A 13453-nucleotide genomic window follows, 5' to 3' on the forward strand; every position below is an offset into this window, starting at 1 on the left:
GTTAGGCCTCGCCCTCGGACTTCTCCGCGGCCTCGGCGGTCTTCTCCTCGGCCTTTTCCGACTTGTCGGCCTTCTCAGCCTTCTTGTCTGCCTTCTTACCCTTGCCCTTGCCCTCATCACCGGGCAGGACGAGCTCCTTCAGGACGGCCTGGAAGGCGGCTTCCTCGGCCTCCTTGTCGCGCGGCTCGGCGACCTTGAGCGGGTTCTGCGGCGCGGGAAGGCCCTTGAACTTCTGCCAGTCGCCGGTGCGACGCAGGAGGGTCTTCACCGGGCCGGTGGGCTGGGCCCCCACGGACAGCCAGTACTGCGCCCGCTCGGAGTTCACCTCGATGCGGCTCGGCTCTTCCTTCGGGTGGTAGAGGCCGATCTCCTCAATGGGCTTGCCATCGCGCTTGGTGCGAGCGTCGGAGACGATGATGCGGTACTGGGGCGTGCGGATCTTCCCCAGTCGCTTGAGCTTGATCTTGACAGCCACGGAGTGGTCTTCTCCTGATTACGGTATGGGTGCCCGGATCAGCGCCGCGTGGGGTTGCGGCACGCCACCGAAGCGAGGACGTGGGCGACCGGACAAGTAGAGGGCCGGTCCGGTTCGCCGTTAGTCAACACTCAATTGTGCCAGATGTTGACGGGCCCGCGTGCGCGCCCGAAGGTTCCTCGGCGCGTCCGCACCGCCACCCCCGGCCGCCAACCGCTCAGCAGACGCCGCACCGGCCCGCGCCGCGCGACGCGCGCGGTCGCCGCGCCGCCGCGATGAGCGGCACATCACACCCAACGAGCGTGGGGGTGCCACCCGGTCGTCCCGGGTGACACCCCCACGGCGCGGCACCGCGGCCGCTGCTACTTCTTGGGCAGCTTGAAGTCCGACAGGTCGGGCATCTTGCCCCCGCCAAGGCCGGGCGGAACCTGTGCGCCGCCAGCGCCACCGCCGAGGCCCGGGGGCAGCTGCGGCTGGCCTGCCGCGCCCCCCTCCTCGCGGCGCTTCTGGCGCTCGGCCGCCTTCTGGGCCTCCTGCTCCTTGGCCTTCATCGGGTTGCCGCTGCGCTGCTTGCCCTTCTTGGGCTTCTTCGCCTGGGCCTTGGCCTTCTTCCGGCCGCCACCCCCCGGCATGCCCGGCATCCCAGGCATGCCGGGCATGCCGCCGTTCTTCATCTGGCGCATCATCTTCTGCGCGTCGAAGAAACGGGTGACCAGGCCGTTGACGTCGCTGACCTGCGTACCGGAGCCGTTGGCGATACGCAGCCGCCGCGACCCGTTGATGATCTTCGGGTTGGCGCGCTCGCCGGGTGTCATCGACTGGATGATGGCCGCGATGCGGTCCAGGTCCTTGTCGTCGACGTTGTTGATCTGGTCGCGCATCTGCCCCATACCGGGCATCATGCCGAGCAGGCTGCTGATCGGTCCGAGCTTGCGGACCATCGACATCTGCTGCAGGAAGTCGTCGAGCGTGAAGTCCTCGTCGGAGGCCAGCGCGCTGGCCATCTTCTCGACCTCGGACTCCTCGAACGTCCGCTGCGCCTGCTCGATGAGGGTGAGGACGTCACCCATGTCGAGGATGCGCCCGGCCATCCGGTCCGGGTGGAAGAGGTCGAAGTCCTCCAGCTTCTCACCGGTGGAGGCGAACATAATCGGCCGCCCGGTGATGTGCCGGATGGACAGCGCCGCACCGCCGCGCGCGTCGCCGTCGAGCTTGGTGAGCGCCACCGCGTCGTAGCCGACCCCGTCGAGGAACGCCTGCGCCGTGTTGACCGCGTCCTGACCGATCATCGCGTCGACGACGAACAGGATCTCGTCGGGCGTGACCGCGTCGCGGATGTCGGCGGCCTGCTGCATCATCTCGGAGTCGATGCCCAGGCGGCCGGCGGTGTCGATGATGACGACGTTGTGGTTGTTGCGCTCGGCGTGCTCGATCGACGCCTTGGCGACCGCGACCGGGTCGCCGACGCCGTTGCCCGGCTCCGGTGCGAAGACCGGGGTTCCCGCGCGCTCGCCCACCACCTGCAGCTGCGTTACGGCGTTGGGGCGCTGCAGGTCGGCCGCGACGAGCAGTGGCGTGTTCCGCTGCCCCGCCAGCCACCGGGCGAGCTTGCCCGCGAGGGTGGTCTTACCGGAACCCTGCAGACCCGCCAGCATGATGACGGTCGGCGGGTTCTTCGCGAAGCGGATCTCACGGGTCTCGCCACCGAGGATCTGAACGAGCTCCTCGTTGACGATCTTGATGACCTGCTGCGCCGGGTTCAGCGCCTTGGAGACCTCTTCGCCGCGGGCGCGCTCCTTGATGTGTCCGATGAACTCGCGGACGACGGGCAGCGCGACGTCGGCTTCCAGCAGCGCGAGACGGATCTCGCGCGCGGTGGCGTTGATGTCCTCCTCGGACAGCCGGCCCTTGCCGCGCAGCGAGGAGAAGACCGATGTCAACCGGTCGGAAAGCGTCTCGAACACGAGTCTGGCCAGTCCTTCGTCTCGGGATTGGCTTCCTAGGCTACCTGCTGGGGCGGCCGGGTGCGCCCTGCCGGCGGCGGCTCCCGCCAACCGCCGCTTCCACGCCGACGGGGCGGCCCCTCGGGGCGACGCACCCGTGCCGCCGCCCCAGGACCGCCCCGCCACTCCAGCGCGATCAGTTGTCGGAGGGCTCCTCAGAGGAGTCCTGCTTGTCGCCCGCTCCGCCCTCATTGGCGGCCTTGCGCTGCTCCTTGAGGGACTTCACCAGCTGGTCCTTGTCCTTACCGCTCAGGCCCCGGGTGGACAGCAGGCCCTTGCCCGTGACCTCGTAGGACTTCGGGCTGGAGCTGGCGCCGAGCTTGTAGTCGACGCTGCAGGAGACGTCGGCGGTTCCCCCGGCCTTCAGCGAGGCGGTGTCGTCGCACTTCTTCTCGCCCAACTCGTCGTTCTGGAGCGTGGCGTCGAGCCGCACCAGGACGGTGCCCTCGGCCTTCTGCCCGCCCGTGGAGTCGTCCTCCACGGTGCCGCTGACCGTGCACTTACCGCCGGTCTGGCAGTTGAGTTCGAGCTGGCTCTCCCAGGCCACCGGGACGCGGGCGTCACGCGAATCGGACAGGTCGTCCTCGGCCGCGCCGATCAGGTCCTCGAAGACCTTGTCGACGTCCGCGCTCCCCGGCTCGGTGAAGTTCAGCCGCGTCCGCGGACCGCCGTCGCCGCCCTCCGGGTTGAGCTCCTCGATCTCCATCCGGAGCAGCCGGTAGGGCTCGTCCTCACTGATCCACACGCGGTTCTTCTCACCGCCGCCGAGATCCACGCGGTAGGCGGATGTGCCGTCGAGGTTCTCCAGGGTGGCGGTGTCCTTCGTCGGAGCGAGCTCCTTGAGGATCGCGGCCAGCTTCTCGGGGGCGAGCACCTGGGAGGGGTCCATGCCGAGCTGGCTGCCCGAAACCCGCACCCAGCTGCCCCCGTACTTGTCGGAGTCGGGGTTGGCGACATCCTGGTCGAGCCAGTACTCGGTCGGGGCGTTGACGAAGAGCTTGTCGTCGGCCTCCATCACCCTGGCCTCGTTCTCGTTCTCCTGGAGTGTCCCGGAGACGGCACCCGAGTCGGTGACGGTGAGCGCGACCTCGTTGACGTCGCCCTTGTCTTCCTTGCCCCCGCTGGCGGGGGCGATCTGGCCCTGCACAGCCACCGCCGGCATCTCACCGAGCGCCTTGACCGCGGCGTCCAGCACCGGTTTGGCGTCAACCGGGGTCGGTGACGGCGACGGCGTGTCCCCGCCGCCGGGCCGCAACCCGCTCAGGTCGATCGAGCATCCCGACACAGCGAGTGCGAACGCGGCCACCACGGCCGCGCACCTAAGTGGTCCGCTCGATCGGCGTCTGTTGAGATTGACCGGCGCCATCTTGCCTCCAGCCCCACGAAAACGGGGTACACGGGATCGTTCGGGCTCTGCTGCCTTTGTGAGCCTTCGGACGCGCGAAACACGGGTCGCGGTTCCGGGTAGTACGGGGAGCGTCCTCAGGCGTCCTGAGCGCCGGGAGATCACCCCTGGCACGATCGGCGCAATGCCCCCGTCGTTTGACAAGCGTATCGAACCCCTCAGCCTCTCCCGGCACAGAAGATCACGAATAGTTGGGGTTCGGGTCTGATCGTAGCCGGTCATATCCGCAGACGCGTCCGAGGGGGCTGAGCAGGTGCCCCGAGACGCACCAGGACCGGCGAGGGGGTCCCTCACCGGTCCGGCTTCCTTCTCCCTTGCGGCGTTCGTGGCGCGGGGGCGCGCTCTACGCTGAGCGCCCCGCCCGGACCTACCGCAAGGTCACCTCCTCGCCCGGAGGCGTCGGCGAGGAGAGCTTGTTCCCGCTCTCAACCTCGTCCAGCTCGTCGAAGGCGTAGGCGCTCTCCGCGTGCAGCTCGTGGTCGAGGCCGTTGGTCTCGATGTGCTCCGCGATCCGGAAGCCCATGGCCACATCGATGACCTTGCCGATGACGAACGTCACCACGAAGGAGTAGATGAGGACCGCCACAACCGCGATCACCTGGATGGCCAGCAGGGAGAGGCCGGCGGTGTCGATGAAGCCCTCGCCGGCGAACAGCGGGCCGAAGACGCCGTTGGGGGCGCCCTCACCGGTGAGCGAGGAGGCCAGCAGCCCGATCAGGACCGAGCCGATGACACCGCCCACCAGGTGGATGCCGACCACGTCGAGGGCGTCGTCGTACTTGAACCGGTACTTCCAGCTGATCGCGTAGGCGCAGACGCCACCGGCGACGAGGCCGAGGACGATGGAGCCGAGCGGGGTGAGGTTGGCGGCGGCCGGGGTGATGGCCACCAGACCGGCGATGGCACCCGACGCGAAGCCCAGGGCGCTGGTCTTGCCGTAGCGCACCAGCTCCACCAGCATCCAGGCGCCCACGGCCGCAGCGGTGGCGACCTGGGTGTTGACCAGCGCCAGAGCGGCGACCTCATCGGCGGCGTAGGCGGAGCCCGCGTTGAACCCGAACCAGCCGAACCAGAGCAGAGCGGTACCGAGCAGCACGAAGGGCAGGTTGTGCGGGCGCATCTCCTGCGACCCAAAACCCTTGCGGCGGCCCAGCACGAAGGTGAGGGCGAGCGCGGCGGCCCCCGCGTTGATGTGCACCGCCGTACCGCCGGCGAAGTCGACGACGCTGGCGCCGCCGATGCTCAGGGAGTCGAACCAGCCGCCGCCCCACACCCAGTGGGCGACGGGGAAGTAGACGAGCAGCGCCCATACGGGGACGAACACCAGCCAGGCGCCGAACTTGGCGCGGTCCGCGATGGCGCCGCTGATCAGCGCCACGGTGATGATGGCGAACATCATCTGGAAACCGACGTCGACGAGCTCGGGGTAGCCGTCGTCGGCGACCTGCCCCACCAGGCTGTTGAGCCCGGCGTAGTCGAGCCCGCCAATGAAGGGGGTGAGCGGTCCGGCACCGCCGCCGTAGGTCAGCGAGTGTCCGACGACCACCCACAGGACGCTGACGATCGCGATACTCGCGAAGCTCATCAGCATCATGTTCAGGACGCTCTTCGCGCGGGACATGCCTCCGTAGAAGAAGGCCAGCCCTGGTGTCATCAACATCACCAGCGCGGCACTGATGAGCAGCCACGCGGTGTTGCCGCTGTCGATCATGTCGCCTCCGTGATTCGGGGTGGGGGGATGTGTCGTTGGCGATCCGAAGAGATGGACGGCGAGCACATCGTCGGGCTCGGCGGGGATCTTCTGCGCCGACCAGGCTCCTAGCTGCGTGTTTCTCCATGCGGCAGGTGATGTTGCACGCAGGTGAAGAGATCGATTCGCGTGTTACGTCTGGGTGAATCGACAGGTCAAACGGCGCCGCATGGGAGAGATCTCCAGACGCGGAGCGTCGGCCAGCGCGTCGCCGTGGCGAGGTCGGGCAAGCGTCACCAGCGGGTTTCCGCGCGTTACGGACGCACTACCGCGTCCTGTGAGCTCAGGGCCAACGGGACATCTTTTTGGTGCCGGCCCGCACCCGACGCGCGGCCCGGGGCCCAAACACAAAGGGGCCGCCCCGTGTCCCCTGCGCCTCCAATGGCGCCGGGGACACGAGGCGGCCCTCAGTTCCGCCCGGCGTCCGCTCCGCGGACTCAGTCCTGGCCGAGGATCGCGTCGACGAACGTCTCGGGGTCGAACGGCGCGAGGTCGTCGGGGCCCTCGCCCAGACCCACGAGCTTGACCGGGACGCCCAGTTCCCGCTGCACCTGGATGATGATGCCGCCCTTGGCCGTGCCGTCCAGCTTGGTCAGGACAATGCCGGTGATGTTGACCGCCTCGGCGAACACGCGCGCCTGGCGCAGCCCGTTCTGCCCCGTGGTGGCGTCGAGGACCAGCAGGACCTCGTCGACCTGGGACTTCTTCTCCACGACACGCTTGACCTTGCCGAGCTCGTCCATCAGCCCGGTCTTGGTGTGCAGGCGCCCCGCGGTGTCGACGATGACCGTGTCGACGCGGTCGTCGACACCGCGGGCCACCGCGTCGAAGGCGACGCTCGCCGGGTCGGCGCCCTCGTCCTTGCGGACCACCGGGGCGCCGACGCGGCCACCCCAGGTCTCCAGCTGGTCGGCGGCGGCGGCGCGGAAGGTGTCGGCGGCGCCCAGGACGACGCTGCGGCCGTCGCCGACGAGCACGCGGGCGAGCTTGCCGGTGGTGGTGGTCTTCCCGGTGCCGTTCACCCCGACGATCATGAGCACGGCGGGGCGGTCGCCGTGCGGCTCGGTGCGCACGGTGCGGTCCAGGTCGGGGTCGATGTGCGCGATCAGCTCCGCGCGCAGCATGTCGCGCACCTCGTCCGGGGTGCGCCCGCCGTGCACCTTGACCTTGGTGCGCAGGTTGTCCACGATCTGGGCGGCCGAGGTCACGCCGACGTCGGCGGTGATGAGGGTGTCCTCGATCTCGTCCCAGGTGTCGTCGTCGAGCTTGTCGGCGGCGAGCAGCGAGAGCAGCCCCTGCCCGAAGACGTTCTGCGACCGGGCGAGCCGGGCGCGCAGCCGCACGAGCCGTCCGGCCGACGGCGGCGGGGTCTCCAGCTCCGGAGCGGCCGGGACCTCGACGGACGGCGCCTCCGGCTGGGCGGTCTCCACGCCCCCGGCCGGTTCCTCCCGCTCCTCCGGTTCGGCGACGGCCGTGCCAGTGGCGGCGGCCTCGTCCGTCACCTCGGGGCTCGGCTTCTCGTCGGTGACCCCGGGGCGCCGGGGCCGGATCAGGAAGACGCCGCCGAACACCAGGACGGCGATGAGGAAGATGGCAACGGCGAAGATCGTGTAGTCCATAACGTCGTCCAGTTTCGCAGAAGGAGGGGCGCGATCAGGTCACGGATGGGGGTGACGTGGGCCGACATCACACGGCGCGGTCGCGTGTGCCCCGCAGCACGAGGACGAAGAACGGGGCGCCGAGGAAGGCGGTCACCACGCCCAGCGGGAGTTCGGCCGGGGCGAGGACGGTGCGCGCCACGATGTCCATCAGGACGAGGAAGGCGCCGCCAATGAGCAGTGACATCGGCAGGATCATCCGGTAGCCGGTGCCGACGAACCGGCGCACGATGTGCGGCACGACGATGCCGACGAAGCCGATCAGCCCGCTCACCGCCACCGCCGCAGCGGTGGCCAGGGAGGCGGTGGAGATCACGATCAGCCGCACCACCGTCGCGTTGAGCCCGAGGCTCAGCGCCTTCTCGTCGCCGAGCGCCAGGAGGTCGAGTAGGTAACCGCAGCCGAGCAGGACGATCACGCTCACGGCGGCGTAGGGGGCGACCATGCTGATGTCGTCCCAGCCGCCCCGCCCCAGCCCGCCGAGCACCCAGGCGTAGATGCGCTCCAGCTCCTCGATGCGCATCTGCTGGAGCAGGGTCTGCACCGCGGCGAGAAACGAGGACACGGCGACGCCGGCGAGGACGAGCGACGCGGTGCCGCCGCGGCCGGTCGTGTGGCCCAGCGCGTAGGCGGCGGCGACCCCGAGAAGCGCCCCGACGAAGGCAGCGACCGGGACCAGTCCGCGCGGCGAGCTGAACAGGTCGCCGCCGAACGCGATGATCACGGTCGCGCCGAGTCCGGCCCCGCCGGCCGCCCCGAGCAGGTAGGGGTCGGCCAGGGGATTGCGGAACACGCCCTGGTAGGCGGCGCCCGCTGTGGCCAGCAGCCCGCCGACCATCGCGCCGAGCACGACGCGCGGCAGGCGCAGCTGCACCAGGACCGCGACCTGGCGTTCGTTGAGCGGCGCGTCTGCCCCCGCCCCGACCTGCGCGAGCAGGGTGCGCGCGATGTCGGACGGGGTGATGGAGGCGGCCCCCGCGCAGACGCCGACGATCATCGCCGCCACGAGGACCGCGAAGCCGCCGAGGAGCCAGGCCCAGGACGGCCGAGTGCGTCCGAACAATTTGGGGTCAGTTCTCCTCCGCGGCCACGAGGGCCTCGGAGATGTCCTCCGCGAGGTCGACGACGCGCGGGCCCCAGCGGGAGGAGGTGTCCTCGTCCAGCTGGACGACGTTGCCGTTCTTGACGGCGCTGATCTTGTCGAAGGCGGGCCGGTCGGCGACGGCGGCGACGGCGTCCTCACCCGCGTAGGCGAGGAAGATCAGGTCCGGGTCCTGCTCGACGATGAACTCCGGGGAGAGCTGGGGGTAGCCGCCCGCGGCGTCGTCGGCCTGGTCGGCGATGTTCTCCAAACCGAACTCGCCGTAGATCTGCCCGATGAACGTGTCGGAGGTGGCCGAGTACATGGTGTCGTCGACCTCGTGGTAGTAGGTGAGGTCGGTGTCGCCGAGCTTCTTCTTGGTATCGGTGACGATCGTGTCGATCTCGGACTCGACGCGGTCGGCCTCCGCGTCGGCCTTCTTCTCGTCACCGGTGACCTTGCCGAGCAGGCGGATCTGGTCGTAGGTGTCGTCCAGCGTCGTCGCCGCGTCCAGGACGAGGACCGGGACCCCCACCTTCTCCAGTTTGTCGGCGGCGTCCTCGGCGCTGCGGGCGAGGAGGACCAGATCGGGGTCGTGCTCGGTGATCGCCTCGACGCTGGGGGTGAAGCCGGAGAGGTCGGTGGTGGGCGCCTCTTCGGGGTAATCCGAGTACTCGTCGGCGGCGACGACCTGGTCTCCGGCGTCGATCGCGAAGAGCATCTCGGTGGTGCTGGGCGAGAGGGAGACGATGCGCTGTGGCGCCTCGTCGATGGTGACCTCGCCGCGCGCGTCGTTGACGGTGACCGGGAAACTGCCCGCGGGCTTACTGGACGCGGAGTCGTCGGTGGTGTCGGGGCCGCCGCAGGCGGCGGTCAGAACGAGCGCGGCCGGCAGCACGAGGGCCGGTATACGGCGTGCGATGCGCACGAGACTCCTTCGGGGGACGCAGGACGGGGGAAGCGCGCAGCCCGCCGATGTCAGGACGGACCGTCCTTCCCCACGAGGACAGGTGTCGTCGACAGCTGAGCGAGGCGTCCTGGCTCGTCCCGGCGCCTGCTGTACAGGCGTCGGGCACCACAGTTGCGGGACAGCGCCGGATTCCCCGGGGAACCTCGCGGCTACCCGGACCGGACTTCGCTCACTCAGTGCCGTTGAACCGCCGGTGCGTTCCGGCAGTACAACGTGTCCACTTTATCCGTTTCACGCCACGCCCCACCGGCTGCCCGCCCCCTCCCCCGTTGATCTCGGCGATATGGACCTCATACTCGCCGGCTCGCCGGTATGAGGTCCATATCGCCGAGATCAACGGAAGGGAGGGTGGGCGACGGGTCAGCGGCGCTCCAGGCGCTGGCTGATGACCTGGGAGATGCCGTCCCCCTGCATGGTTACGCCGTACAGCGCGTCGGCCGCCTCCATGGTGCGCTTCTGGTGGGTGATCACGATCAGCTGGGAGGACGAGCGCAGCTCGTCGAAAATCACCAGGAGCCGCTGGAGGTTGGTGTCGTCCAGAGCGGCCTCGACCTCGTCCATCACGTAGAAGGGTGAGGGACGGGCCTTGAAGATCGAGGCGAGGAAGGCCACCGCCGTCAGGGAGCGCTCGCCGCCCGACAGGAGGGAGAGGCGCTTGACCTTCTTTCCCGGCGGGCGGGCCTCGACCTCGATGCCCGTGGTGAGCATGTTGTCGGGGTCGGTGAGGACGAGTCGGCCCTCGCCGCCGGGGAAGAGGCGGCCGAAGATCGCGGCGAACTCGCGTTCCACGTCGGTGAAGGCGGCGGTAAAGACCTCGCGTACGCGGCCGTCGACCTCTTCGACGATGCCCAGCAGTTCGCGGCGGGTCTTCTTGATGTCCTCCAGCTGTGCGGTGAGAAAGGCGTGGCGCTCTTCCAGGGCCGCGTACTCCTCCAGGGCGAGGGGGTTGATCTTCCCGAGCTGGTTGAGCTGCCGCTCGGCGGTGCGGGCGCGTTTTTCCTGGACCTCGCGGACGTAGGGGACGGGCACGGCCTCCCCCTCGGGCGCGTCGGCCGGGGGCGGGACGGGAACACCGGGGCCGTATTCGGAGATGAGGTTAGGAACGTCGACACCCATCTCCTCGACGGCCTTGGTCTCCAGCTGTTCCAGCCGAAGTTTGCGCTCGGCGCGCGCCACCTCGCTGCCGTGGACGACGTTGACCAGCTTCTCCAGCTCCACCGACAGCTCGCGGACCCGTGCGCGGACGGTCTTGAGTTCGCCGTCGCGGGCGGCCCGCTCCTCCTCGGCCGCCGCGCGCTCGGCGTCGGCTCCGGCCAGGGAGGACTCGATGCGGCGGAGCGCCTCGGCCGCGGCCTCGGCCACCGCTTTGGCCACGAGGGACTGGCGACGGCGGCGCTCGCGGCGCCGGGCGGCGCGCTCGCGGCTCTGCCGTTCGGCGGCGGCCGCGCGCAGCAGGCTGTCGGCGCGCCCGGCGATCGAGCGGACCCGTTCCTCGGCCGTGCGGACGGCCAGCCGCGCCTCCATCTCGGCCGCGCGAGCGGCGGCGGCGCTCTCGGCGAGGGCGTCGCGGCGCTCGGTGTCGGGCTCACCGTCGTCGACGGGCTCGGCCTCGGCCTCGGCGAGCCGTTGCTCCAGTTCGGCGAGGCTGTCGAGGTCGCTCTGGCGTCCGGCGGCGGCCTTGGCCGCGGCGGCGGTGTAGCGCTCCACCTCGGCGGCGGCCGAGCGGGCCTGCCCTCCGAGCTTGCCGACCTGCTGGGCGACCTCGTTGCGGCGCTTGGCGGCGGCGCGGCGGCGCACGGCGATCTCCTCCACGGCGCTCGCCGCCTGCGCCCGCTCCCGCTTGGCCTCGTCCAGGTCGGCGGCGGCCCGCTTGGCCGCGGTCACCGCCTCCTCCAGCTGCTCGGTGGCCTCGTCGACCGCGGCCTGGACCTCCAGCAGGCTCGGCGCGGTGGAGGACCCCCCGTGCACGAGGGCGGGGGTGAACACGTCCCCTTCGGCACTGACGGCGCGCACACCGGGGTGAGCCGCCATGACCTCGCGGGCCTGGACCGCGTCGGTGACGAGGACGACGCGGTCGAGCAGCTCGGTGACGGCATCGGCCAGGGACGGCGGCGGGCTGACGGCGTCGACGGCGTAGCGCGGTCTCCCGGCCAGCCGCGGCCACTGTTCGCGCGGCGGCGCCGCACGCTCGCCGGACGCCTGCGCCGAGGCGACGACGATGCCCGCCCGCCCGGCGTCGTCGCTCTTCAACAGCTCCAGCGCCGACTCGGCGGCCGCGGGGTCCGCGACCGCCACGGCGTCGGAGGCCACCCCCAGCGCGGCCGCGATGGCGGTCTCATGACCGGGCTCCACCTCCACCAGCGCGGCGAACGAGCCGAGCAGGCCCGGCAACCGCTCCGCAGCACCGAGCAGGGCGGCGGCGCCGTCCTTGCGGTTGAGGCCCATCTCCAGGGCTTCCTTGCGGGCGGCGAGCGCCGCGCGCTCGCGCTCGGCCGTGTTCTCGGCGTCGCGCAGCTCGTTCACCCGCGCCTCGGTCGCGGCGAGTTCGTTCTGCGCGTGCTCGTGGGCGGCGTCGAGTTCGGCGTCGCCCTCGTCGAGCCCGGCGGAGTCCTCGGCGGCCTGCTCGTACTCGGCCTGGGCGATCTCGGCGCGCTCGCGGGCCTCGGTCGCGGCGTCGTCCAGCCGCTCCAGCTCGGCCTCGCTCGCGGCCAGGCGGCTGCGCAGCGCGTCGACGCGGCCGCGCAGTTTGGCCATGCCCTCGCGCCGGTCGGCGGCGGCGCGGGCCAGGTGGGCGATGCGCTGTTCCTCGTCCTTCAGGGCCTCCTCGGCGGCGGTGCGCTCGCTGACGGCGGCCTCCAGCCGCTCGCGGGCGTCGTCGAGGCGGTAGGAGAGTTCCTCTTCCTGCGCTCGCACCTCCTCGGCCTCGGCCTCCATCTCCTCGGGGTCGCGGCCGGACCGCTCCTCCTCCTCGGGTTCGGCGGCGAGGTTGCGGTGGCGTTCGGTGGCGAGCCCGGCGACAGCGTTCAGCCGCTCCTTGAGCCGGGACAGCCCGTGGAAGGTGTCTTGGGCCTGGGCGAGCAGCGGTGCGGCCTCGGCGGCGGCCGCGTCCAACTCGGCCTCGCGGGCCTGGGCGTCGGCGAGCGATTTCTCGGTGGCCTCGCGGCGCGTGCGCACGGCCGACTCGTCGGCCTCTTCCTTGCGCAGCGCCTCGGTGAGGGTGACGATGTCGTCGGCGAGCAGCCGGAGGCGGGCGTCGCGCAGGTCGGCCTGGATGATGGCGGCGCGGCGCGCCAGTTCGGCCTGGCGGCCCAGCGGTTTGAGCTGCCGGCGCAGCTCGGCGGTGAGGTCGGTGACGCGGTCGAGGTTGCCCTGCATCGCCTCCAGCTTGCGCAGCGCCTTCTCCTTGCGCTTGCGGTGCTTGAGGATGCCCGCCGCCTCCTCGATGAGGGCACGGCGCTCCTCGGGGCCGGCGTGCAGGACGGTGTCGAGCTGGCCCTGGCCGACGATGACGTGCATCTCGCGGCCGATGCCGGAGTCGCTGAGCAGGTCCTGGATGTCGAGCAGACGGCAGGTGTCGCCGTTGATCGCGTACTCCGAGCCGCCGTTGCGGAACAGGGTCCGCCTGATGGTGACCTCGGAGTAGTCGATGGGAAGCGCGCCATCGGTGTTGTCGATGGTGAGGCTGACCTCGGCGCGGCCGAGCGCGGCGCGGGAGGAGGTCCCCGCGAAGATGACGTCCTCCATCTTGCCGCCGCGCAGGGACTTGGCGCCCTGCTCGCCCATGACCCAGGCGAGGGCGTCGACGACGTTGGACTTGCCCGAGCCGTTGGGGCCGACAACGCACGTGATACCCGGTTCGAAGCGCAGCGTGGTGGCCGACGCGAAGGATTTGAATCCCCGCAGCGTGAGGTTCTTCAGGTACACGCCCGGCGGCCTCCTCCCCTACGCGCACCGTTCCTTGGCTAATGCATAAGGGTGCCATGAACATCGCGCCGATGCGGCACGATCGTCGCGGTGTCGGCCATGGTCATAGCCACAGCAGGGGTAACGGGGACGTTAGCGACGGAGGCGCACAGGGAAGGTGAAACCGACCCCTGGGCATACCAATTGC

Annotated in this window: 8 protein-coding genes; all 8 read right to left on the minus strand. The window is 70.5% G+C overall.

All coding sequences use genetic code 11. From position 1 onward, the window contains the following. Nucleotide 1: 1 nt before the first annotated feature. The 8 genes from rpsP to smc all read right to left on the minus strand — a co-directional run bounded on the left by rpsP (nucleotide 2) and on the right by smc (nucleotide 13266). A complete protein-coding gene (gene rpsP / locus ABD259_RS14005; RefSeq protein WP_344101190.1) occupies nucleotides 2–475 on the minus strand; it encodes a 30S ribosomal protein S16 in 474 nt (157 codons plus the stop codon). 362 nt (nucleotides 476–837) lie between these two features. Continuing rightward, a complete protein-coding gene (gene ffh, locus ABD259_RS14010; protein WP_344101192.1) occupies nucleotides 838–2439 on the minus strand; it encodes a signal recognition particle protein in 1602 nt (533 codons plus the stop codon). Between the two features lie 175 nt (nucleotides 2440–2614). After that, a complete protein-coding gene (locus ABD259_RS14015; protein ID WP_344162758.1) occupies nucleotides 2615–3784 on the minus strand; it encodes a LolA-like protein in 1170 nt (389 codons plus the stop codon). Nucleotides 3785–4250: 466 nt separating this feature from the next. Further along, on the minus strand, nucleotides 4251–5594 hold the full coding sequence (locus tag ABD259_RS14020) for an ammonium transporter (RefSeq protein ID WP_344162761.1): 1344 nt from the start codon (nucleotides 5592–5594) through the stop codon (nucleotides 4251–4253). 476 nt (nucleotides 5595–6070) lie between these two features. Then, entirely contained in the window at nucleotides 6071–7252 is a 1182-nt protein-coding gene (gene ftsY, locus ABD259_RS14025) for a signal recognition particle-docking protein FtsY (protein WP_344101198.1), read from the minus strand. A 67-nt stretch (nucleotides 7253–7319) separates the two neighbouring features. Further along, a complete protein-coding gene (locus ABD259_RS14030; protein ID WP_344101200.1) occupies nucleotides 7320–8354 on the minus strand; it encodes a FecCD family ABC transporter permease in 1035 nt (344 codons plus the stop codon). A 7-nt stretch (nucleotides 8355–8361) separates the two neighbouring features. Further along, a complete protein-coding gene (locus ABD259_RS14035; RefSeq protein ID WP_344101202.1) occupies nucleotides 8362–9300 on the minus strand; it encodes an ABC transporter substrate-binding protein in 939 nt (312 codons plus the stop codon). Between the two features lie 402 nt (nucleotides 9301–9702). Further along, on the minus strand, nucleotides 9703–13266 hold the full coding sequence (smc, locus tag ABD259_RS14040; protein WP_344162764.1) for a chromosome segregation protein SMC: 3564 nt from the start codon (nucleotides 13264–13266) through the stop codon (nucleotides 9703–9705). Nucleotides 13267–13453: the final 187 nt, after the last annotated feature.

Source organism: Nocardiopsis rhodophaea (genome assembly GCF_039530945.1).
GTDB classification, from domain to species: Bacteria; Actinomycetota; Actinomycetes; order Streptosporangiales; family Streptosporangiaceae; genus Nocardiopsis_C; species Nocardiopsis_C rhodophaea.